The 22,213-nt window shown below is 46.8% G+C and carries 21 protein-coding genes and 1 riboswitch; of the genes, 14 read left to right on the forward strand and 7 right to left on the reverse strand.

The window, feature by feature from the left end:
- Nucleotides 1-1,059, reverse strand: a complete 1,059-nt coding sequence (locus tag I8U17_RS02140; protein WP_198058972.1) for a hypothetical protein — start codon at nt 1,057-1,059, stop codon at nt 1-3.
- Between the two features lie 221 nt (nt 1,060-1,280).
- Nucleotides 1,281-1,811: a DUF2249 domain-containing protein gene (locus tag I8U17_RS02145; protein WP_198055488.1), complete on the reverse strand. Its 531-nt coding sequence runs from the start codon at nt 1,809-1,811 to the stop codon at nt 1,281-1,283.
- 164 nt (nt 1,812-1,975) lie between these two features.
- Here I8U17_RS02145 and I8U17_RS02150 point away from each other — a divergent pair, with 164 nt between their 5' ends.
- Both I8U17_RS02150 and I8U17_RS02155 read left to right on the forward strand, forming a co-directional pair.
- Nucleotides 1,976-2,215, forward strand: a complete 240-nt coding sequence (locus tag I8U17_RS02150) for a DUF2249 domain-containing protein (RefSeq protein ID WP_033100864.1) — start codon at nt 1,976-1,978, stop codon at nt 2,213-2,215.
- A gap of 273 nt (nt 2,216-2,488) precedes the next feature.
- Nucleotides 2,489-2,770 (forward strand): hypothetical protein, encoded by a 282-nt coding sequence (locus tag I8U17_RS02155; RefSeq protein WP_033100865.1) that lies wholly within the window; start codon nt 2,489-2,491, stop codon nt 2,768-2,770.
- Between the two features lie 811 nt (nt 2,771-3,581).
- On the opposite strand, the gene I8U17_RS02160 is transcribed toward I8U17_RS02155, so the two are convergent.
- The gene (locus I8U17_RS02160) at nt 3,582-4,418 is read right to left on the reverse strand and encodes an HAD family hydrolase (protein ID WP_198058973.1); all 837 of its coding nucleotides are present in this window, start codon (nt 4,416-4,418) and stop codon (nt 3,582-3,584) included.
- A gap of 157 nt (nt 4,419-4,575) precedes the next feature.
- On the opposite strand from I8U17_RS02160, the gene I8U17_RS02165 reads away from it, so the two are divergent.
- From I8U17_RS02165 to queG, 4 genes are all read left to right on the forward strand, one after another.
- The gene (locus I8U17_RS02165) at nt 4,576-5,166 is read left to right on the forward strand and encodes a uracil-DNA glycosylase (RefSeq protein WP_198058974.1); all 591 of its coding nucleotides are present in this window, start codon (nt 4,576-4,578) and stop codon (nt 5,164-5,166) included.
- Entirely contained in the window at nt 5,154-6,866 is a 1,713-nt protein-coding gene (locus I8U17_RS02170) for an ABC-ATPase domain-containing protein (protein WP_033100868.1), read from the forward strand. Before I8U17_RS02165 ends, I8U17_RS02170 begins: the two co-directional genes overlap by 13 nt.
- 3 nt (nt 6,867-6,869) lie before the next feature.
- On the forward strand, nt 6,870-7,301 hold the full coding sequence (gene rnhA, locus I8U17_RS02175; RefSeq protein WP_033100869.1) for a ribonuclease HI: 432 nt from the start codon (nt 6,870-6,872) through the stop codon (nt 7,299-7,301).
- 73 nt (nt 7,302-7,374) lie between these two features.
- The gene (queG, locus tag I8U17_RS02180; protein ID WP_198058975.1) at nt 7,375-8,517 is read left to right on the forward strand and encodes a tRNA epoxyqueuosine(34) reductase QueG; all 1,143 of its coding nucleotides are present in this window, start codon (nt 7,375-7,377) and stop codon (nt 8,515-8,517) included.
- A 984-nt stretch (nt 8,518-9,501) separates the two neighbouring features.
- Here queG and I8U17_RS18700 read toward each other — a convergent pair.
- Genes I8U17_RS18700 through I8U17_RS02195 form a run of 3 tightly spaced genes read right to left on the reverse strand, consistent with a single transcriptional unit; the run spans nt 9,502 to nt 11,947 of the window.
- A complete protein-coding gene (locus I8U17_RS18700; protein ID WP_152568536.1) occupies nt 9,502-10,239 on the reverse strand; it encodes a DUF2705 family protein in 738 nt (245 codons plus the stop codon).
- A 27-nt stretch (nt 10,240-10,266) separates the two neighbouring features.
- A complete protein-coding gene (locus I8U17_RS02190) occupies nt 10,267-11,142 on the reverse strand; it encodes an ABC transporter ATP-binding protein (protein WP_052154157.1) in 876 nt (291 codons plus the stop codon).
- A complete protein-coding gene (locus I8U17_RS02195) occupies nt 11,135-11,947 on the reverse strand; it encodes a sulfate permease (RefSeq protein ID WP_198055482.1) in 813 nt (270 codons plus the stop codon). The genes I8U17_RS02190 and I8U17_RS02195 overlap by 8 nt, the downstream gene beginning before the upstream one ends.
- A gap of 842 nt (nt 11,948-12,789) precedes the next feature.
- Here I8U17_RS02195 and I8U17_RS02200 point away from each other — a divergent pair.
- The 6 genes from I8U17_RS02200 to yhbH all read left to right on the forward strand — a co-directional run bounded on the left by I8U17_RS02200 (nt 12,790) and on the right by yhbH (nt 18,782).
- Entirely contained in the window at nt 12,790-13,329 is a 540-nt protein-coding gene (locus I8U17_RS02200) for a methylated-DNA--[protein]-cysteine S-methyltransferase (RefSeq protein WP_033100874.1), read from the forward strand.
- Between the two features lie 179 nt (nt 13,330-13,508).
- Nucleotides 13,509-14,039 carry an amidase domain-containing protein gene (locus tag I8U17_RS02205; protein ID WP_052154158.1) on the forward strand — a complete coding sequence of 177 codons (531 nt, stop codon included), beginning with the start codon at nt 13,509-13,511 and terminating at the stop codon, nt 14,037-14,039.
- Between the two features lie 63 nt (nt 14,040-14,102).
- On the forward strand, nt 14,103-14,567 hold the full coding sequence (gene trmL, locus I8U17_RS02210) for a tRNA (uridine(34)/cytosine(34)/5-carboxymethylaminomethyluridine(34)-2'-O)-methyltransferase TrmL (protein WP_033100875.1): 465 nt from the start codon (nt 14,103-14,105) through the stop codon (nt 14,565-14,567).
- A 147-nt stretch (nt 14,568-14,714) separates the two neighbouring features.
- Nucleotides 14,715-15,455, forward strand: coding sequence for an HAD family hydrolase (locus I8U17_RS02215; RefSeq protein ID WP_198058976.1), 741 nt, complete (start codon nt 14,715-14,717; stop codon nt 15,453-15,455).
- 235 nt (nt 15,456-15,690) lie between these two features.
- Entirely contained in the window at nt 15,691-17,589 is a 1,899-nt protein-coding gene (locus I8U17_RS02220) for a PrkA family serine protein kinase (RefSeq protein ID WP_033100877.1), read from the forward strand.
- Between the two features lie 41 nt (nt 17,590-17,630).
- Nucleotides 17,631-18,782: a sporulation protein YhbH gene (gene yhbH, locus I8U17_RS02225; protein ID WP_198055479.1), complete on the forward strand. Its 1,152-nt coding sequence runs from the start codon at nt 17,631-17,633 to the stop codon at nt 18,780-18,782.
- 61 nt (nt 18,783-18,843) lie between these two features.
- Here the strand turns inward: yhbH and I8U17_RS02230 are convergent, their stop codons facing one another.
- Nucleotides 18,844-19,392: an RNA 2'-phosphotransferase gene (locus tag I8U17_RS02230; RefSeq protein WP_198055478.1), complete on the reverse strand. Its 549-nt coding sequence runs from the start codon at nt 19,390-19,392 to the stop codon at nt 18,844-18,846.
- 109 nt (nt 19,393-19,501) lie between these two features.
- Between I8U17_RS02230 and I8U17_RS02235 the strand changes: the two genes are divergently transcribed.
- Nucleotides 19,502-19,825: a nucleoside triphosphate pyrophosphohydrolase gene (locus I8U17_RS02235; RefSeq protein WP_033100879.1), complete on the forward strand. Its 324-nt coding sequence runs from the start codon at nt 19,502-19,504 to the stop codon at nt 19,823-19,825.
- A 136-nt stretch (nt 19,826-19,961) separates the two neighbouring features.
- A riboswitch (cyclic di-AMP (ydaO/yuaA leader) is annotated at nt 19,962-20,108 on the forward strand.
- A 245-nt stretch (nt 20,109-20,353) separates the two neighbouring features.
- Nucleotides 20,354-22,183, forward strand: a complete 1,830-nt coding sequence (locus I8U17_RS02240; protein ID WP_198055477.1) for an APC family permease — start codon at nt 20,354-20,356, stop codon at nt 22,181-22,183.
- Nucleotides 22,184-22,213: the final 30 nt, after the last annotated feature.

A 22,213-nucleotide genomic window follows, 5' to 3' on the forward strand; every position in this document is an offset into this window, starting at 1 on the left:
TCAGTTTTTAAATACCAATCCGATTAACAAGATATAAAACAGACTGAATAACAAAAACAGAATGAAACCCCCATTAAAAAGAAACGATGAAGAGACAGCCATTCCCAGTGTGGTTGCCAAAAATGAGCAAGCGACCCCGTTAAGTCCCCAACGCACACGTTTTTCATCAATCATCTGGTGAAGCAGGGGAACTTTTTCTTTCCCTACATGAGAGCCATATTTAAATGTCCACCATAAGAACGGTACGATTTTGGACAGGTATCCGATGATCGTGAAATAAACCCAACCCCATAAGCTGATCCAGATACTCATGATGAAGATTTCCTGCCCCGGAATGAAGAAAACAGCCCCGGCCAATAAGAGAAGATATAGAGCCATGAGGGCATTGATCTTTACGGTAAAGGCGACTCCGGCTCCCGGATTTTTTTTGATTCCGGATTGACGGATCTGATACGTGGCATAAACAAAGGACAGGAAAGCCAACGCGAGCAAAACGACAGGAAATCTCAGAAAGAGATTATCGAGGCCGCTCAATGCGCTCCCCGTTCCCAGAAGGATTGCGAGGTTAAGGAGAACCAAGGCGGTTTTTTGTGCTTTTACGGGGTAGTTGTGAGAAATGGAAAACATCGGTAACAACTTATAGGTGAATCCCATGATCAGGTTTCCAAACCATCCGACAGCACCAAGCCAAATATGGGTCAACAGCAGATGATTATGGTTCACTCCCAATTGTCCGTTTGCAAAATCATAGCCCATAAGCATTCCGGTAAATCCCGTCAACATCAAACTGATGGACGCACAAAGAACATGAATTGTAACCGTGTTCCATTGCTTTGCAGAAACCAGTGTGATGACAACATTTACGGCGAAGAGCAAGATTGAAAGGAAAAGTATTACGGCAAAACAGGCGATCCAATTCGGATTAAATCGTGAAAAACCGAGGATCAGCCCCAGATGGCCGATCATAAACAAACAGTAGTGAATAAAACCCATCCATTTGCTAAAGAGCGATCGATTAACGACAACCGGAACCAGCTGATAGACTGCTCCCATTGCCACCATTGAGGACCAGCCGAGTACAAAAAGGTGCGTAAAGGCCCAGCCCGACGGATACCTGGGAGCCGTAAAATTTATATCGGAAAGTGATACAAGTGAAAGCAGGCAAAAGACGACCATTTCAAGAATACCCGTAATGATAAAGAGCAAAGGGAGCTTAAGAGATGATGCATGGCTCTGAGATTGCAGGTTTGCAGGACCGACAGTTGTATTCATAAAATGTTTCACTTCCCGTTGGAATGTGATTTGTAAATCGTAACTTCAGCAGAGCCATCATCTTTTTGATCGATTTTATAGGAATAGCCAAGACTATCCAATTCCTCCAGCAAATAAACGGGTACCCGATCATTCCATATTACAACCTGATCGCCCGGTTTGGCTTTTTCCAGTTGATTCAGCGTTCGAACCATGGGTTCTGGCGGAATCAGGCCGCGATTGTCAAGCCGGTGGATTTTTGGTTCCGGGTTGGTGCTGTCAGCAGAGATGTTTTCGTTGGCAGGAGATTCCCGTCCTTCTTTGTTCTTATAAAAAATGCAAATCCAATGATCTGCCTCTTTTTTTGTTGTTTCGCAGGCATATCCTTTTAATTTTAAAATGCGAATCAATGGAACCGGTTTAAAAGTTGTATGCAAAATCAGGCGATCTCCATCCTTTAGGGATTGAACAGCATCCATAATTTTTTTAAAGGGCTCTATTTTTTTTCTCAAGTCCTCGCGGACGTCCAGTTCGATGGATCGTAGTTCTTTCTGGTTCATTTCTCATTCCCCTCCTTTTGCCTATACTATAACGCAATGATTTGGGAAAATTTTGTGACCAAGATCACATCTGATTTTTTTCAGTGAAAGTGTTAAATATCACAGAAATTTTTTAGAAAGGTAATTTAAGATTGAATCAAAATTTATGAAAAGGAGTGAATGGAATGAGCGAAAGTTTTAAAGCAACAGTTGATGCCAGAGAATACCCGCCGCGGGACAAGCATCGTGTCATTTTTGAAACATTTGATGGTTTGAAATCAGGGGAGACAATGTTGTTATTGAATGATCATGACCCAAAACCCCTGTATTACCAATTTCAAATGGAAAGGCCGGACGGTTTTGGATGGGAATACTTGGAGGAAGGACCTGAGGTTTGGCGTGTAGCGATCAGCAAGAAAGGTTAATCCTGAAGTTCATCTGAAAAGGATATCCTTTTCAGATGAACTTTTTTTGGCTAGGTTCAAACTGTGGATTTTGTGTGAACAAACTTCTGTATGTGAAAATGATCACATATATACTCGTTTGCCGGGCTTATATTGGCTATAGAAACCTGGGAGTACGGGAGTAAAGTGATCAGGGAGATTTTCCGTTTGTGGGAGTTTTTTTAATGTATGACATTACCTGATTATTCAATGAGTTGGAGTGCGATCTTTTTATAGTTTGGGAGGGTTGAAACAATGCAAATGGTCAGGATCGAAGAAAATCATTCTGGAAAAATGAAGGTTTTAGATTTTAACAAAGGAGAGGTCATAAATATTCGGTTAAAATCAGGTGAAACCATTCCCCGTCATTATTTAAACTCTGATGCAATTATTTTTTTGATTCGCGGGGAGATCATGTTTAGTGTATATAATCAGCGGTTCAGGCTGAAACCGTGTTCATTGCTGCAATTAAGCCAATATGAAATTTATGAGATGGAAGCGATTTTTGATACGAGTTTGCTTGTGTTTAAAATTTAATTGTGAATGGGAATCCAAAGAGGATCGCTTAAATTTTCCGCCGGGAAATTCGCCCGATCGACCAGGCGGAAATATTCCCCTCTTGCAGACCAGTAGTGACGTGTACGAAATATTGATGAAAATTCTAGAAAATTCATTCTTGTTGATAAACCATTCATCCAATGCCGTGGCTGGTAAATCCCCCCCTAGAAGTCTGATCATAAAGTTGTGATCATCTTAAATTCGTTTTCATCCGGGGTGTGAAAATAAATCGACAGAGCATATGGATTGTTTGCTCATACGTAAATTGATTCAACGAGCCCCGATCACGGCCGTTTCCGCAAGATGTTTCAATCTTCTTGCCCGAGGTGTATTCATTGATGCCGCCGGGATATTCAGTTCCGCTGATCGTTATTTCCTGGTTTCAATCCTCTTGCTAGAGGTGTATTCATTGATGCGGCGTTCATGAGATCCTTTCTGATTATTGAGTTTGTACGTGATTTTCCGAACACCTTTCTGATTCATCCGGGTTTCGGACCGTTTTGACAGGATCTTCTCCATTCAAAAAGTCTGATTCCCCTTTGTTTTTGCGACCTTTGGCGTTTCCGAACATCCCTTCGATCTGTTTCGAAGCTTCCGGTGTTCGCAAATGATGGCAGGGATCTTCTTGCAGCACCTTACTGCTAATATAGCAAATGAGAAAACAAAAAAACAGAAAAGGGCAGAATTTTTCACTTTTTATTTTGAGATAACCGGTTCCGCTTGAAGATCCAAGTGAGAACAATCCGGATACAAGTCTAAAGGAGACCCGGCAACAGGTCTCCTTTTCCATTCAGTTTGATGTTTGGGAAAGTGTTGGCAATAAATGATTTTGAATCAAATGCGCCACCGCGTTGTCGTTATTGGAAGGGAGGATCAGCTGCGCATGGTTTTGCGCCTGAGGGTGGGCGTTTTTTACGGCAGCGGGCAAACCGGCAATCCGGAACATTGAAAGGTCATTTAAATGGTCCCCGACGGCCGCCGCCTGGCTTGGCGAAAACCCGAGGGTTTTTAACACTTTCAGTAACGCATTCCCTTTGGAAGCTCCGGCTGGAAGAATTTCGAAATAATGATCCGCGGACAAAACGCAGTCGATCGGCAGATGGCTGTTCGCCCGGGACCATTGAACCAGTTCTTTCATCTCTTCCGTGTCTGCAACCGCGACCAATTTGACACAAACCACATCGTCGGGAAGAGAAGCGAAAGAGGGGAGCAGCTCAAGGGAAAAATCGGCATCGCTCCAGGCTTTGGTCAGTTCCCCGACCTGAGTGCCGTAGATTTTATCCGTACCGTAGACAAAAATATCAACCGATGAGGGCAATTTTTGCTCCAAATCCTTTAGAATAGATAGCATAAGCGAACGGGAGATCAAACAGACCGGATTCAATTGTCCGGTTGCCGGGTCGTAGATCATCGCTCCGTTATACAAAATGACGGGACAAGTCAGCTGCAACTGTTCGATGAATTTTATGCTTTCTTTGTAACTGCGCCCGGTAGCCAGTGTAAAGATCCCGCCATTTTCGCGGAACAGAGCAATGCTGTCTCTATTTTCAGCCGAGATTTCTTTCGAATCATTGAGAAGGGTGCCATCCAGATCAGATACGAGAAAGGGGTAAAACAATGATTTCATAAGTTCTGATCAACTCCTTTGCAATGCAAGTATAGCGAATTCGGATGAAGCGGGAGTTGAGGTTTTGTTCAATTATGGCAAAGTGATATGATTCCAAGAAGTATATCATAATTTTTCAGTTTCATATAGGGGAAAATTTGCTTAGGGGAAGAGTAGCATGGATTTACAAATGATCTTTCAACGGTATCGGAATTGCCGGATGTGTCCTTTACATACCCGCCGGACGCAAGTGGTAATCGGAGAGGGAAATCCCCATTCTCCGCTGATGATTGTCGGGGAAGGGCCCGGGGCGGATGAAGACCGGCAGGGGCGCCCCTTTGTCGGACGGGCCGGGCAGCTGTTAAATAAGATTTTGCAGGCGGCGGAGATTCCGCGGGAGGAAATTTATATCACCAACATTGTGAAATGCCGCCCGCCGGGCAACCGAACACCGCATGATGAGGAAATGGCCACTTGTATTCAGATTTTGCGCCAGCAATTTCTGGTGATTCGCCCCAAAATCATTGTCACTTTGGGATCGGCGCCTACCCGTGCCCTCATCGATCCCAGGGCGCGCATCACCAGAGTCAGGGGGAAATGGGTGGAGAAAAAAGGGGTTCGCTTTATGCCCACCTTTCATCCGGCTTATCTGTTGCGCAATCCGGCTGCGAAACGGGAAGCATGGGAAGATTTCAAGCAGATTCGCGACGCGTACCGGATGGTGCTGACACAAGAGAGAGGAGAAGGGCCAGCCAGATGGAAAGATTGAGTCAGATTTTGACACGAATTGATGGAAAAGGATACAAGGCATATAAGGATATTCAGGGAGAATACCGCTTTGGGAAATTCACCCTGTTTATTGACCACGTTCAGGGGGATCCGTTCGCTTCGCCTTCGCGCATCCGGATCAGAGTATCGCAGCGGATCACGAAACACCGTCCGGAATGGCTGAAAAACGCCTTGCGGCAGACAGCGCTGGAAGACTGGTGGGTGCGAAAATGGGCGGAGCGCATCGGACGTTTTTCCCGCCGGACAACAGGGACGGGGAAAAGCGGGCTGATTGCGATTGACCGTCCGGGCCAGCAGATATTGAAACGCGCGGCCGCGGTGGTTACTGCTGATCATCTCGAGGTGCGCCTTTCCGTCGGGTTGCCGGCTCGGGGCCGAACCGTGCTGGGAAAGCAGGCTCGGCAAATGCTTCTTGAGGATCTGCCGCAACTGGTGGATGAAACGTGTATCCTGCGGGAAGCGGATTTCCGCTCCATTGAAGCCAGAATGCAACTGGTCGACAACCAGCAGGCCATCCGGGAGGAGATGGACAGGAACGGCTGGGTTTCGTTTGTGGCCGACGGTTCAATCCTGCCGCGAAAAAGCGGCATCAATGACCAGCCGCTCAGAGGCGAGTCGGTGATTCCGTTCAGAACCCCGCCTTCCTTTAAAGTGTCGATTGCCGTGCCGCATGGTGCCCCGATCACGGGGATGGCCATTCCGCGAGGGGTTACGTTGATTGTCGGGGGTGGTTATCATGGGAAGAGCACCCTCTTAAAAGCCATTGAACGGGGGGTTTATCACCATATCGAGGGAGACGGGCGGGAATATGTGCTCACCGTTCCCGATGCCGTCAAGATTCGCTCCGAAGACGGGCGGCGGGTGGAAAAAGTGAATATCTCCCCGTTTATCAGCCGGTTGCCTTTTGGGAGAGCGACGGAGCGTTTTTCTACAGACGATGCGAGCGGAAGCACTTCGCAGGCGGCCAATATCATGGAAAGTTTGGAGATGGGTTGCTCCTGCCTGTTGATGGATGAGGATACCAGTGCCACCAACTTCATGATTCGCGATGCCCGAATGCAGGCGTTGGTCAGCAAAGGAAAAGAGCCGATCACTCCCTTTATCGACAAAGTGCGCCAGCTGTATGAAGAAAAGGGAGTTTCGACGATTCTGGTCCTGGGTGGATCAGGTGATTACTTTGATGTCGCCGACCATGTGATCATGATGGATCACTATACCCCCTGTGATGTAACCGAAGAAGCAAAGGACATCGCCCGGTCTTATCAGCTTGCGCGTAAACGGGAAGGCGGGGAATCTTTTGGTGAGGTGACGCCCCGGTTTCCGTTGGCGGAAGGATTTGATGCCCATAAGGGAAGAAAGGAAAAAGCAGATGCCTTGGGTCTTGATACGATCCAGTTGGGAACCGGCCGCATTGATCTTTCTGCATTGGAACAATTGGTCGATCCCAGCCAGACGAGAGCGATCGCCCAGATCTTACGCGTGCTGGGAGAGAAAGCGGACGGGAGCAAAAGTTTGCGCGAACTGATTGATGAGGTGTTTGCCGAGTTGAAGCAACAGGGCTTTGATGCGATTTCCCCGTATCGACGCGGGCATCACCCGGGTGATTTGGCCTTGCCGCGCAAGCTGGAAGTGGCGGGTGCGGTCAATCGCTTGCGTTCGCTCGAAGTGAGAGGAGAATAGTGAATGGATGAAGTGATCGTGTATACCGACGGTGCGTGTTCGTACAATCCGGGCCCCGGTGGCTGGGCAGCCATTTTGTTGCATGGGTCGCGCCGCAAGGAAATTTCCGGCGGGGAACGGGAGACCACGAACAATCGCATGGAGCTGACAGCCGTGATCCGGGCCTTGGAAGCCCTGAAAAAACCGTGCCGGGTGAAGGTACACTCCGACAGTGCCTATATCGTCAATTGTTTCAAGCAAAAATGGCATGTTAAATGGCAAAAAAACGGCTGGGTGACCGCCAGTAAAAAGCCGGTCGAAAACAAAGACCTGTGGCAGCGGCTGCTCGAACTGATGAAACAGCACGAGGTTGAGTTTATTAAGGTGAAAGGGCACAGCGACGTGGAATTAAATAATCGTTGTGATGAATTGGCCCGGGCTGCTGTTCCCAGATGAGGGTATGCAAACCGACCGATTGGTGTTATGATGGAATGTTGGATGTTCGATCAAAAATAAGGAGGTGGTACAGGTGAGACCCGACCAATTGAAGCAAAAATTGATCGAAAAAGCCAGGGAGATCGGAATTGACAAGATCGGTTTTGCCAGCGCTGACCCCTTTGTTGAACTGAAGGAGCGGCTCAGGGAAAGCCGGGAAAAAGGTTATGCTTCCGGATTTGAAGAACCGGATTTGGAAAAGAGGGTATGCCCCGAACTCTCATTGCCCGAGGTCAAATCGCTGATCGCGATTGCGCTCGCCTACCCCTCCAAATTAAAAAATCCTCCCCATTCGGAACCGGGGGCATACCGCGGGATTTTTTGCCGGGCTTCCTGGGGGGAAGATTATCATGTCGTGCTGCGCGAGAAACTGATGCAACTGGAAGCTTATTTAAAAACGCTGGTGCCGGGTGTCCGGACGCAGGTTATGGTCGATACCGGCGCCCTGTCCGACCGCGCCGTCGCTGAACGGGCCGGAATCGGCTTTGTTGGCAAGAATACAGCGTTGATTACCGAGGAATTCGGTTCCTGGGTTTATCTGGGTGAGATGTTGACCGACGTTTACCTGCCGCCGGATGAGCCCGTTCTTGATGGGTGCGGTGATTGCACCCTTTGTATGGATGCCTGTCCGACGGGAGCGCTGGTCCAGCCGGGGCAGTTGAACGCCAAAAGTTGCATTGCTTATTTGACGCAAACCAAAGACTTGCTGCCCGATGCCTACCGGACAAAGCTGGGAAACCGATTGTACGGATGCGACACCTGTCAAACGGTCTGCCCCAAGAACCGCAAGCTGCATTTTGACCATCATGAAGCGTTCCGGCCGGATCCCGAGAAGGTAAAGCCGCTTTTAAAACCCCTTCTCACGATGAGCAATCGCCAGTTTAAGGAGAAATTCGGCCTGATGTCCGGTTCATGGCGGGGCAAAAAACCGATTCAACGGAACGCGATTATCGCCCTGGCTCATTTTAAAGACCGGACTGCGATTCCGGACCTGATTTCCCTTCTGCACGAGGATCCCCGCCCCGTCATTCGCGGCACTTCCGCCTGGGCTTTGGGGAGAATCGGAGGCGAGGAAGCCAGACAGGCATTGCTGAAGGCGAAACAGAAGGAACAGGAAGAAGAAGTATTGGCGGAAATTGATAAAGGATTGGACATGCTTGCGGAAGAATGCATCTGAAAGAAAAGCATGTGAAAAAGCGGCGTGATTTTGCCCCTTGAAGATGAAAGCTGCCCGTTTGCCGGGGCAGCTCTTTTTTTCTTAATAAAAGCCGCCCTCAATTGTGCGCAAAATCGGCGGGTTCAAAAAGGAGGGAGGATCGTTTTTCATCAATCATTGGATACAAAAGGATAGCGATGGATCAAAAACGAACTGATGATAAAGCAAGCAAATGCGAAAATGAAGTTGTATAATAATTGATTCCAATAGACAGATAGATGAAAAATACCATCCTGAAACATATCGAAAAATGACGGAAACATAACAGGGGAAAATTCTCTCAGGAAGATGCCTCGGAGAGATCCGACTCCCAGTATTAAAATGATTATTGTGATTATGATATGAAACGAAACTGAGTTTTTGAAAATCAAAGATGTCATTTGACTGAAAATGGAGATGGCGATCATGCCGGTAACAAGGATGAGAAAGATAAACATCATCAGGATGGGAGGGTCGAATTGCAATTTTAATGTCTTTAAATAAAACGATTGAGCAAAAGAGCTCCAACTTTTAGCTGCCGGGAAAAATAAAAAACCTACGATCAAATGGACAAACAAATACCATGTACAATACAGGATCACGATAATAGCAGTGGAAATGATCTTGGAACCCCACCACCCCTGACGCGACTTTATACGCGTAAGTACAAAAGTATCAAAGCCTCCTGTGACCCCCGTCAGATCGTACAGATAGAAAAAAATCGGAGAAATCATGCTGAACCATCCGATGAATTTCCATATGTGATCATGCGCAAAAAGCCCACCCGACGAGATCACCAAGTAGTCCCAGAGATTGGGGGATAACTGTGCTGCACTTGCAGTCACATGAAGAAAATTCACCTGTGCAAGAGCAAGAACGATAAATAAAACGGTTGTTATTAACAGATTTTTCAAACGAAGAACAAGTAACAAATTCAAGTGAATCAGTGTTTTCATACGATCCATCCTAAATTGATCGAGTTAAATTGATTCGTCTGAACAGTAATAATCCCAACAGGACTGAGAAAGTAAAAAGAAGAAAATGATATGTAAGTGACCAATGAGTCGTAAATCCAGGTGTGTTTACGATTAATTTATTTGGATACTGAGATAAAAACATCATCTGAGAAGTTGGGAACCATTTCTCAATTTCCCTCATTTTTAACCAAGCAACATATGACAGGATATTCATAAATGCCCCTGTTCCCCAAGTGAACACAGTGTTTCGCAAAATCAATGAAACCATAAGCAAAAATGTTCCATAAGCGGTTAAACCAAAAATATATAAACATTCGATCATGATCAGTACAAATGATGGAGAAGTCTCCTCTGTAAACAGTGAATGGGAACTCCATGTAAAATCAAGCGGCAAACCTGAAAGCAAACCTGAGATCAGATATATAACAGTACATATCATTGTAAATAAAAAAGCACAGACAAATAAGACGCAGATTTTAGCCAGTAGCCAGGAGAGCCTGGATCTGGCACGTGTCAAAATTAATCCCGCATACCCATTGTTAAGATCACTCAGGATTAAATCCGCAACGAGAATCAGAAAAATGGAAGGAAGCATTACCATACAATTAAACTGTTGTGTCAATGCATTTATGATGTAATCCAGTACGTTCAGTGATTGAATTCCATTTCTGCGAGAGAAAAAAATGACAAAAGAAAAATGATCACAAACACAACTAACCAGCGCCATTTTCGACGATAAAACAGCTGCATAAGCTCAAATGTAATCATTTTCAACCTCTCTTACATCGACAGTTTTTACTCCGATCTCTGTTAAAAATGACATCATCTCATCCCGATTTTTCCATTTTCCTTTGCATATGCCGGCAGGATAACCGTCTACTCTTTCCGTGATTTGCAATAATAAACCTTGTTGATAAATATGTTCCAAATCACTCAGATTGTTTGTGATAATCAGCCAACTTTTATCACGCTGCTCTCTGACCGGATGCAAGGTGCCGTTTTGTATCATAAAAACCCGGTCACAATATCTGTTTATTTCTTCTTTATTGTGCGATACCATCATTACAGCTGCTCCCTGCTCCACCTGCTCTTTCATAATCCCGGAAAAAAGAATCTTTCCCTCTTGATCCAAACCGTTGGTGGGCTCGTCAAACAACAAAATATTCGGCTTTTCCATTATAGCCTGTGCAATACCCAGTCGTTGGCGCATTCCCAATGAATAAGACTTAACGGGTTTTCGGTTGTCAGGATCCAAACCCACTCGTTTAATGGCTTCTCTTACGGCTTGCTCATTTATTTTTTGCTGTATATCGGCCAGTATTGTTAAATTCTTCAGACCGGAAAGTTGTGGCAGGAAAGCAGGGGATTCGATCAGTGCTCCAACAGATGCGGGTAATTCACCGATCAAACCAAGGCGAACCGCTCTGCCTGACACCCGAACTTCTCCCCTGTCAGGATATATCAACCCTGTAACCAATCGTAACAGAGTGGTTTTCCCGCAACCATTTGGACCAACGATCCCCACTACTTCACCGGAAGCAACGGTTAAGTTGATATCATTTAACACTTGTTTGTTCCCCAGTTTTTTAGATACTTTAGTGAACTCTACCAAATTGTTGATTTTATCCATTGTAAACCCTCGCTTTAAAGTTTCTGGCAAAGAAAAAGTAGGTTAACGTGTAAAATACAATGGATAAGACAATCCAAATGAAAGGAATTTCAAGTGTACGATAACTGAAATGATTCAATATGTACGCTCCGACTAAGTCGAGGGGGGCATATCGGGTTAAATTTATAGAATAAAGAACGAAATGTAATACGATGAATAACAGCCAGGGAGTCGCAACAACGATGTAAATATTTTTGACTGTTGTGGAAACGAAAACCGATACCATTGAGATGAATACGGCTGACAGGGCACTGTTGAAAATGATCAGCAAGATATAGAGAAACGGATGGTCGATAAACAAAGATCCGGCATATTTTGGGATGAATGAACTGTGGATTTTATTGATATCGCTTATATTTGGAAATTGTATTGCAGCCAAAACGAAACAAAACAGTTCTGATATGAATACAAATACAAAACTGACAACAGATGCAGAAACCATTTTTCCCACAATGTAAGTTTTGTAAGAAGTTCTCATAAGCACATATTGTATAAAGCCTGACTTCTTATCCCATGCCAGCGAATCACCGGCAGCCAAAGAAACGATCAGCGCAAATACCAAAGGCAATAAACCTGAGGCTCCATTACCGTGTGCATATAAAAAAGCGAAGTAAAAATTATGATTTGCCGTTACGGGTACAAGCGGTCCAGGACGGTATGCTTCAAAACCTTGAATAAAAAAAGCCGACATGATTAAAAAAGCCACTAATGCCTGCCGGCGAAAGAACGCCCGCCTTATTTCCATTTTTGTGATTTTTGTTAACAAATCGGCCCCTCCTTTCCCAAAAAAACAAGAAGAATAAGAGAGTGTGTTTACGACTCTCCCATTCTTATAAGAATAATGGTGACTTTGTGTATCAAGATGAGAGACCCTGTTATTAATTTTTGCTTCAGCATTTAGAATCCTTCATATTTTTGATTATTAATCGAATAATTTTTTGATGATGGTCAATATTTGATTATTGTGATTTTCTGTCGCATGCCATCTTTACATATTTTCTTCGGAACGTGGATTAAATCGAGCAGCCCTTGTTGAAGGGGGCAAAAAATCCGTAATTATCCCACAGATCCCGGCTATCCGATCAATATTATTTTTTCATTTTTCGTAAAGGAAAAATTTTTGTATCGATTCCTTGTGTGTATGAATGTTATTGTAATATAATATTATATCTTTCCTTCTGGATAACGAGCTTCATTTCCTCAAAAGGGAGTGTGATGCTTCTTCCTTGCATGGCAGTATTCTTCAGTTTTCGGAAGTGTGGCGGGGCTGTCATTCGTGTGGTTCCCGCATTATTGGCATTTAAAGCTGAAGCGGTCTTAACCACGACTGGTTAAGGTGGCTGGGAGTCCGCAGCAGTGCCGAAATGGGTTAAAATATTTTTGAAACTTTTTCTCTTTTTTTTCGTCTGTTTTATAGGAGATCTGCTGCGAGGCAATGTTGGTTGAAATAGAAGCATTTTGGCAAACAAAACAGTCTTGTTGCAATCCTTCCAATATGATGCAATTTTATTCGCCATATTACATGTTATGGTGTTGGTAAGGAGGGTTTTCATTCAGTTCGTTATTTGTGATAAAATTTTTGCAATCCCAAGTAGGAGGGTATTTTCGATGGCTTCCGGATCACAGGTCATAGCATGGAGCCAGATGGAAAGTCCGGTCGGACCACTGACTCTTGTGGCCAGCCATCATGGGTTGTGCCACCTCGATTTTGCCAAAAAAAGCGCCCCGACAGTTGGAATTCAGATCTGGTTGAATCAATGGTTTAACCATTACCGTTTGGAACGGAATGAGCAAGCCTTATTGCCGTACATGCAACAATTGAACGAATATTTTAATAAACAGCGGCGGGAGTTTGATATTCCGCTCGACCTGCACGGTACGGCATTTCAAAAGTTGGTATGGAGATACCTTCGGACGATTCCATATGGTGAAGTGCGCTCATATAAAGATGTGGCACTGGGGATCGGAGCACCTAAAGCCGTGCGCGCCGTAGGAGGGGCAAACAATAAAAATCCCATTTCGATCATTATTCCCTGCCACCGCGTGATCGGATCCAACGGATCGCTGGTCGGTTACGGCGGCGGGCTTCATATTAAAGAATATCTGTTAACACTTGAAGGCTGGTTAAAACCGAAAGAGGAATCATAAGGAAAGATGGCGGATCAGGAACATCCGCCTTTTTTAGTGAGTGGCATTGCCGGTCAGCTGTACCCCCGCTCCTTTCTTTTTTGCTTCACTCATCCTCGTGAGACCGGGCGGAGGGAAAAGTATACCTTTTCTGACATTTTTCATACAGTGTGGTATAAAAGGAAAGGAGTTTTCGCTTTATGAGCAGCAGTGGAGAAAATTGGATGGAGGCCGGCATTCGCGCGTACAATCCGCTGGCGGCAGTGCAATATGCCAGCACTTATTGGAATGGAGCAAACCGCGCTTATCGTTTTTTTCATGACGATTGTACCAACTTCATCTCGCAGTGCCTGCATGCCGGAGGGCTGCCGATGGTTTTTTCGTCCAAATCAGGCCGGGAATGGTGGTACCGCCGGGGAGCAAAGGGGCACTCCTGGAGTTACAGTTGGACCGTAGCCCATGCGTTTCACCATATGTTGCAGGCAGGCGGGCCGACGGGTCGTTGCCGCAGATTGAGCAGTCCGGCTGAACTTCGGCTCGGGGATGTGATCTGCTACGATTTTGAAGGGGACGGGCGCTGGAATCACAATACGATTGTGACCGGATTTGACGCTGCCGGGCAACCGCTGGTCACGGCCCATACGTATAACTGCCACAACCGGCGCTGGGAATATTACGATTCCGTTGCGTATACCCCGAGGATTCGCTATGATTTTTTTCACATCAGTTGAAGCCCGGTTTGCCATTTGGGTAAAATAAAAGAGATGTTTCGAGAATGGAAGGGATGAAGGCACGTGCCATTTCACATTGTACTCGTTGAACCGGAGATTCCGCAAAATACGGGGAATATTGCACGCACGTGTTCAGTGACGGGAGTCAAGTTGCATCTGGTTCATCCGCTCGGCTTTAAAATTGACGATACCAAATTGAAGCGCGCGGGTCTGGATTATTGGCATGAACTGGATATTGAGCATCACGATTCATTTGCCCAGTTGCAAGCAAAATATCCGGCCGGGCGCTTTTTTTGTGCCACGACGAAGGCAAGCCGCGCACATACCGATTTTCAGTACGAAGAAGGCGACTTTTTTGTGTTTGGCAAGGAAACCAAAGGACTCCCGCCGGAAATACTGAACCGGCATCGTGAAACATTGATTCGGATCCCGATGCGGCCGTCGACCCGCTCGCTCAACCTCTCCAATTCGGTGGCGATCGTGGTTTATGAGGCGCTTCGGCAATTGAATTTCCCCGGGCTTTCCTGAATGAAAACCAGCATCTTTTTTGTGACAGGACCCGGGGACGAAAGGATTTAATCTATTTGGGACGTCGTGGTTCCGCATGGACCAGCGCACGCTGAATGGCTTTTGGCCGCCAGGGTTTGAAATCATTTGCAGAGAGTGGGGGAAGGCATGATAAAAGCCTGTTTATTCGATCTGGATGGAACTCTTTTGCCGCTTGATACCGAAGCTTTTGTAAAAGTATATTTGCAAGCCTTGGCCCCTTATGTAGCCCATGTCGTTCCGCCGGACAAGCTGGTTCCGATCATCTGGAAAGCGACGGGGGCGATGATTGAAAACGACCAGGCTGACCTGACCAACGAAGAAGTATTCACCCGGGCTTTTTTGCAGCTGTCAGGACTTGAAAAAGAGGAAATTTGGCCTTTGTTTGACCGCTTCTATAAAGAAGAATTTCCGAAGCTGGAGAAACATGCGGAAAAAAGTGCCCTTGCCCGCCAGGTGGTCCAGGCTGCTCTTGACCGGGGATATCAGGTGGCGGTTGCGACCAACCCCGTTTTTCCGAGAGAGGCGATTTATGAGCGGTTGCGTTGGGCGGGATTGGACGATCTTCCTTTTGCCACGGTAACCGTTTATGAAGAAACGCATTTTTGCAAGCCGCATCCCGGTTATTACAGGGAAGTGGCCGGACGGTTGGGCGTGTCGCCGGAAGAGTGCGTGATGATCGGCAATGACATGCAGGAGGATATGGTGGCCTCCGTTGTGGGCATGCGCACTTTTTTCCTGATAGAATACCGGATTGACCGTGGGCGCCCGTCCTACGACTTTGATCAGGAGGGAACCATGGAAGATTTGTTCCAATCCATTTGCAAGGGGACGGGTGTTTTTCAAAAGGAACATCCGGTAAAAAAATAAAAACAGTCTCGAAAAACCTTGGATTTTTGCCAAGGTTTTTCTATCTTTTTCCTTTGAAATTTGATAAAATAGAAGTAACAACTTTCTATTTGTAGCATATACATGATATAAAATATCGCCTTACTCTTTCCTATTTCAGTAATCTATAGTCACTAGGGGATACTGACGAGGCAGGTATAAAATCAGAAAAGTCTAACTCAGGGTTTGTCTTTCACTGAAGGAGAGGAGGCTTTCCATGGATATTCTCAAACGGATTGCCGAGTACCGCGATCGCGAGAAAAAGCTGATGTGGGAAGGAACCTTCGCCGACTACCTGGACATCGTGAAGAAGAACCCCCGTGTGGCTCAAACCGCTCATTCCAGAGTTTATGATATGATTGCGAAAGCAGGCATTGAGACAGATGCCCAAGGAAATAAAAAGTACTTGTTTTTCAGCAAGGAGCTGTTCGGGCTGGATCACGCCATCGAACGACTGGTGGAAGAGTATTTTCATTCAGCAGCGCGGCGCTTGGATGTGCGCAAACGCATTTTGCTTCTGATGGGTCCTGTCAGCGGCGGGAAGTCGACGATTGTGACGATGCTGAAAAAAGGGCTGGAGGAATACTCGCGCACGGATGAAGGGGCCTTGTACGCGATCAAAGGCTGCCCGATGCATGAAGAGCCGCTGAACCTGATCCCGCGCGAACTTCGTCCTGAGTTTGAAAAAGAATTCGGAGTGCGGATTGAAGGAAACCTCTGCCCCTATTGCCGCTTCCGTTTGCAAGAGGAATACGGGGGCCGGATCGAGGATATGGCCGTGTACCGCGTCCTGCTCTCAGAAGATGAGCGCATCGGGATCGGTACATTCAGCCCGTCTGACCCGAAATCTCAGGATATTGCCGACTTGACGGGAAGCATCGACTTCTCCACCATCACCGACTACGGTTCGGAGTCCGATCCGCGGGCTTACCGTTTTGACGGTGAGTTGAACAAGGCGAACAGGGGTCTGATGGAGTTCCAGGAAATGCTCAAATGTGATGAGAAATTTCTCTGGAATTTGCTTTCCCTCACACAGGAAGGCAATTTCAAAGCAGGCCGTTTTGCCTTGATCTCGGCCGATGAAGTGATCATTGCCCATACCAATGAGTCGGAGTACAAAGCATTTATCGCCAACAAGAAAAATGAAGCTCTGCAATCACGGATTATCGTGATGCCGATTCCATACAATTTGAGTGTAACAGAAGAAGAGAAAATTTACAAAAAATTGATCGGACAAAGCGACCTCGCCCATATTCACATCGCTCCCCACTCGCTGCGAACCGCCGCCATTTTTTCCGTCCTGACCCGGCTGAAAGAATCGAAAAAACAAGGTGTCGACCTGCTGAAGAAAATGCGCCTGTACGATGGTGAAGCAGTTGAAGGCGCCAATGACATCGATTTGGATGAATTGCGCAATGAGCACCTGGACGAAGGGATGTCCGGAATCGATCCCCGCTATGTGATCAACCGGATCTCCAGCGCCCTGATCAAAACGGATGCCGATTTTATCAACGCACTTGATATCCTTCGTTCCCTCAAGGAAGGATTGGACCAACATCCTTCGATCACTCCCGAGCAACGAGAAAAATACCTCCACTTTATTTCCATCGCCCGCAAAGAATACGATGAAATCGCCAAAAAAGAAGTACAAAAAGCATTTGTCTACTCTTATGAAGAATCGGCCAAAGTCCTGATGGATAACTATCTGGACAATGTGGAAGCTTACTGCAACTGGCAAAAAATCCGCGATCCCATCACCGGTGAAGAGCTGGAGCCGGATGAAAAACTGATGCGCTCGATCGAAGAGCAGATCGGCATCTCGGAAAATGCGAAAAAGGCGTTCCGGGAAGAGATATTAATCCGCATTTCCGCGTATGCCCGCAAAGGCAAACGCTTCGATTACAATACCCATCCCCGCCTGAGGGAAGCGATTCAGAAGAAACTGTTTGCCGATTTGAAAGATGTCGTCAAAATCACCACCTCAACCAAAACGCCGGATGAAAACCAGTTGAAAAAAATCAATGAAGTGATTGCCAGACTGGTGGAAGAATACGGCTACACACCCGCCAGCGCCAATGAGCTGCTGCGTTATGTCGGGAGCTTGCTCAATCGCTAAGCCCGCACTTCGGTGCGATTCTAAATGGGAGGTGAAAGAACATGAAGCACCCCCTGTTTATCGTCTCGGAAGAAGACTGGTCCCTGCACCGCAAGGGCTATGAAGACCAGATGCGGCACCAGGAAAAGGTGAAGGAAGCGATCCGCAAAAATTTGCCCGATTTGGTCAGCGAGGAAAGTATCATCATGTCGGATGGGCAGCAAATCATCAAAATCCCGATTCGCTCGATGGAAGAATACCGTTTTCGCTATAACTACAACAAGGGAAAACACGTTGGCCAAGGGGACGGCAACAGCAAAGTGGGCGACGTGCTCGGCCAAGATCCGACAGATGGCAAACCGGGCCCGGGGAAAGGCCAGGGAGCAGGTGATCAGGCCGGAATTGATTACTACGAAGCGGAAATTTCCATCGCCGAACTGGAAGGGATTCTCTTCTCCGAGCTGGAGCTCCCGCACATGGAACGGAAAGAACAGGTCGACATGACCGTTGAAGATATTCGCTTCAATGATGTACGGAAGAAAGGCTTGATGGGCAATATCGACAAAAAGAGAACGCTGCTGGAAGCGATCAAGCGCAATGCGCTCAATGGAAAGAAGAAGAAAGTGCAAATTTCCGTCGATGACTTGCGGTTTAAAACATGGGAAGAGATCGTGACCCCGCACTCCAACGCCGTGGTCATCGCAATGATGGATACCAGCGGTTCGATGGGAATCTTTGAAAAGTACATTGCACGCAGCTTCTTCTTTTGGATGGTTCGCTTTCTCAGAACCAAATACCAACATGTCGAAATCGTCTTCATCGCCCATCATACCGAAGCCAAGGAAGTAAGCGAAGAATCTTTTTTCACCAAAGGGGAAAGCGGCGGAACCATCTGTTCCTCCGCCTATCGGAAAGCATTGGAAATCATTGATACCCGTTATTCACCTGACCGCTACAACATTTATCCTTTTCACTTCTCCGATGGCGACAACCTCAGTTCCGACAATGAGCGCTGTGTCGAACTGGTTAAGGAAATCCTCAAACGTGCCAATATGTTCGGCTACGGTGAAGTAAATCAGTACAACCGGCATTCCACGCTGATGACAGCCTACCGCCACATCAAAGAACCGCGTTTTTCCCACTTTGTGATCAGAGAAAAAAGCCAGGTGTATGATGCTTTGAAGCATTTTTTCGGGAAGAAAGAGGTCCATTAATGCAAAAAGCCAACCGCCTTCTCCGGCAGTCTCGGAGAGGCGGTTTTTTTTATTCTTCCCATTATCGGGGGTTTTCCCGCAAATACCGGACCGGAACGAATTCCGTCAGCCAGACGCCATTGGCCGATTGGAAAAACGTATACCCATCCCGATGCATTTCCCGGGACAGAATCTGAAGGACGACCGGGGTTCCGTGTCTTTTTCCGACCCGGCGGGCTGTGACGGGATCCGGGGACAGATGGACATGATGACGATTTCCCTTGAGTAATCCTTTTTTGCGGATGGAGGGGAGAAAGCGAAGAGCTGTTCCGTGAAAGAGCAGGTCCGGCGGTTTTACCGGATCCAAATTCAGGTCAATCGCGACGGAATGGCCTTGATTCGCCCGGATTTTTTGCCTGTCTTCACTGAAGGCGAAGCGCTGTTTGTTATTGGTTCGGACGATCTGTTCCAGAGTCTCGCGGTCCAATGGCACTCCGTGTTTCCGGCAAGCGTGGATGAGTTCCTCCACGTTTACCCATCCGTTCGGATCCAGTTGAATCCCGATGAGATCAGGCCGATGCCGCAACACTTTGCTGAGGAATTTGCTTGATTTGATAGATTCCGCCCGCATAAAATCCACTCCTGTTAAATGGGTAAGATTCCGCTGATATCCCATGACTTTATCATGTTATATTATTCTTAAACTTCCGGTCAAAACCCTGATCACAAGGAGTGGCATGATGCCTGCTTACAACAAACTGGTGCGTGATTTGATTCCCCGGGTCATTGAACATGCCGGAAAGAAGTGCAGGACCCGTGTTTTGGATGAGAAAGAATACAAAGCGGAATTACAAAAAAAATTGCGCGAAGAGGTTAATGAATACTTAAGCAGCCGCAATGATCAAGAAGCATTGGAAGAGCTGGCCGACGTGCTGGAGATTTTGCATGCGCTGACGGAATCCCATGGTTTTGCAATCAAAGATCTGGAAGATTTGCGCCGAAGGAAAGCGGAGGAGAGAGGACGGTTTAAGCAAAAAATCTTTCTGATCGATGTGGAGGATTAAAACAGGAAACGAAAAGGGAGATCGGACGGATTGCGTTTGTGTCTGATCAGGTGTTGCCCGCTTTTTCTCTTCAGGGAAAAGAGCGGGCAATTTTATCTTTACTAATGGCGTAAATCGGAGTAATATACGATTAATTCTATATTAAGCGCTGAATCTGTACAGAGCGGGGGAACCGAAAAAGCAACGATTTGCTTTAGGGGTGAATCCCGGGTGTTTCCCGGGTAGGGTCACTCTCATGACCCGAATCCGTCAGCTAACCTCGTAAGCGTTATGGGAGGGAAACGGTATGTGATAAACCACGGAAGGAGTTTCTCTTTTTTGTGGTTTTTTCTATTGCTTCATTTATGAAAAGCGGCTGTCTTGATTAACCGCGCACAGAGCGAATCGGAACTTCGGAGAAGGCGGCAAGAGCTGCGGACACATAGTTTTTGATGTCCTGTCAATATTATGCAATAAATACCACCGGTTACCGGGAACACTATTTACTGTTGCATGATTCACCAGTTTTTCAGGTTTTGGAGGAATCATATGTTCAGCAAAATCAAACGCATTCTGATTGGAAGACCATTGAGGTCGAATGAGTTGCACAGCCAGAAATTAAACAATTTGAAAGCATTGGCCACTCTCTCTTCTGATGCGCTCTCTTCTGTGGCCTACGGCCCGGAGCAAATTCTCATCGTCCTTGCTACGGTCGGTGCATTGGCCTTTTGGTATTCCCTGCCCATCGCGGTGGGCGTGCTCATATTATTGGTGGCCTTGATCTTATCCTATCGCCAGATCATTTATGCCTACCCTCAGGGCGGCGGGTCTTATATGGTGGCGAAGGAAAATCTGGGGATGAATATTGGCCTTGTTGCGGGCGGGTCATTGTTGATCGACTATATCCTGACCGTCGCGGTGAGCGTTTCGGCCGGGACGGATGCGATTACCTCCGCCTTTCCGGTGGTGCATCCCCATAAAGTGGGGATCGCGGTCTGCATTGTGGTTGTGATCACGATTTTGAATTTGCGGGGACTGACCGAATCAGCTTCCATTTTGGCCTATCCCGTCTATTTGTTCGTATTTGCCCTGGCTATGCTGATTGTTGTCGGCTTGTATCAGGTATTGACAGGGGCAGCCCCGGCTCATGTGCATGCAAGCATCGGAACACCGGTGGCGGGGATCAGCCTGTTTCTCCTCCTGAAGGCTTTTTCTTCAGGATGTTCTGCGTTGACGGGGGTTGAAGCCATTTCCAACGCGATTCCCAACTTTAAAGAACCCGCTCCCAAAAATGCGGCCTTTACCTTGGTGATCATGGGACTTATTTTAGCGTCCCTTTTTTCCGGCATTGTCTTTTTGGCCTATTGGTATGGGATCGCACCCTCAGCAAAGGAGACGGTGCTTTCTCAACTGGGACGGGCTGTCTTTGGTCGGAATGGCTTCTATTATTTCATTCAGGCGACCACCGCGCTGATCTTGGTGCTGGCGGCCAATACCGGGTTTTCGGCCTTCCCGTTACTCGCATACAGCTTGGCCAAGGATAAATTTATGCCGCGAGCCTTTACCGTAAGGGGAGACCGCCTTGGCTATTCCAACGGAATCGTTACCCTGGGTCTGGCCTCAATTATCTTGATTATCGTTTTTCAGGGAAATACAGAAAATCTGATTCCTCTGTATGCGGTAGGGGTATTTATCCCGTTTACGCTGTCACAAACCGGGATGATTCTGAAGTGGGTCAGGTCAAAGCCGAAAGGCTGGATCGGCAAATTGGCGGCCAACCTTGCCGGGGCCCTGATTTGTTTTCTGATTTTGATCATCTTTTTTATCACCAAATTTCAGCATGTATGGATGAGTCTTGTTTTCATTCCGATCTGTGTGTTTATTTTCCATAAAATTCATCAGCACTATGTCGCGGTCGGCGATCAGCTGCGCGTCGACTTGTCACATAAGCTGAGCGAGATCAAAACAGCCGGCAACGTGGTGATCGTGCCGGTTGCCGGGATAACGAAAGTGGTGGAGCAATCCCTCGTTTATGCCAAATCGTTGTCCGATAACGTGGTTGCTGTCTATATCGGATCAAGCCCGGAAGCCATCGATCGCATGGAAAGAGAATGGGCCGAATGGCAGACGGGAGTCAGACTGGTGACGTTGCATTCCTTATACCGCAGTGTATTAACGCCGCTGAGTGAATTTATCGATATGGTGAAAGCGAAAGCGGACAAAAAAGGAGCCAGGGTGACTGTGGTCATGCCCCAATTTATCACCAAGAAGTGGTGGCACGGGATTCTGCACAATCAGTCGGGATTTCTCATCATGGCCTATCTGTTGCGCATGCGCGATGTGATTGTCACGATCGTTCCATACCAGTTGCAAAAATAAATGTTTACTTCGGGGAGCCCGTCTTTTGGG

The organism is Thermoactinomyces sp. CICC 10521 (genome assembly GCF_016055135.1).
GTDB classification, from domain to species: domain Bacteria; phylum Bacillota; class Bacilli; order Thermoactinomycetales; family Thermoactinomycetaceae; genus Thermoactinomyces_A; species Thermoactinomyces_A daqus.

Coding starts and splice junctions, on each gene's coding strand:
- yhbH (WP_198055479.1), top strand. CDS start 17,631: ATGAAGCACCCCCTGTTTATCGTCTCGGAAGAAGACTGGTCCCTGCAC.
- I8U17_RS02235 (WP_033100879.1), top strand. CDS start 19,502: ATGCCTGCTTACAACAAACTGGTGCGTGATTTGATTCCCCGGGTCATT.
- I8U17_RS02200 (WP_033100874.1), top strand. CDS start 12,790: ATGGCTTCCGGATCACAGGTCATAGCATGGAGCCAGATGGAAAGTCCG.
- rnhA (WP_033100869.1), top strand. CDS start 6,870: ATGGATGAAGTGATCGTGTATACCGACGGTGCGTGTTCGTACAATCCG.
- I8U17_RS02150 (WP_033100864.1), top strand. CDS start 1,976: ATGAGCGAAAGTTTTAAAGCAACAGTTGATGCCAGAGAATACCCGCCG.
- I8U17_RS02190 (WP_052154157.1), bottom strand. CDS start 11,142: ATGGATAAAATCAACAATTTGGTAGAGTTCACTAAAGTATCTAAAAAA.
- I8U17_RS18700 (WP_152568536.1), bottom strand. CDS start 10,239: ATGGCGCTGGTTAGTTGTGTTTGTGATCATTTTTCTTTTGTCATTTTT.
- I8U17_RS02155 (WP_033100865.1), top strand. CDS start 2,489: ATGCAAATGGTCAGGATCGAAGAAAATCATTCTGGAAAAATGAAGGTT.
- I8U17_RS02215 (WP_198058976.1), top strand. CDS start 14,715: ATGATAAAAGCCTGTTTATTCGATCTGGATGGAACTCTTTTGCCGCTT.
- I8U17_RS02205 (WP_052154158.1), top strand. CDS start 13,509: ATGAGCAGCAGTGGAGAAAATTGGATGGAGGCCGGCATTCGCGCGTAC.
- I8U17_RS02220 (WP_033100877.1), top strand. CDS start 15,691: ATGGATATTCTCAAACGGATTGCCGAGTACCGCGATCGCGAGAAAAAG.
- I8U17_RS02160 (WP_198058973.1), bottom strand. CDS start 4,418: ATGAAATCATTGTTTTACCCCTTTCTCGTATCTGATCTGGATGGCACC.
- I8U17_RS02165 (WP_198058974.1), top strand. CDS start 4,576: ATGGATTTACAAATGATCTTTCAACGGTATCGGAATTGCCGGATGTGT.
- I8U17_RS02170 (WP_033100868.1), top strand. CDS start 5,154: ATGGAAAGATTGAGTCAGATTTTGACACGAATTGATGGAAAAGGATAC.
- I8U17_RS02240 (WP_198055477.1), top strand. CDS start 20,354: ATGTTCAGCAAAATCAAACGCATTCTGATTGGAAGACCATTGAGGTCG.
- I8U17_RS02230 (WP_198055478.1), bottom strand. CDS start 19,392: ATGCGGGCGGAATCTATCAAATCAAGCAAATTCCTCAGCAAAGTGTTG.
- I8U17_RS02145 (WP_198055488.1), bottom strand. CDS start 1,811: ATGAACCAGAAAGAACTACGATCCATCGAACTGGACGTCCGCGAGGAC.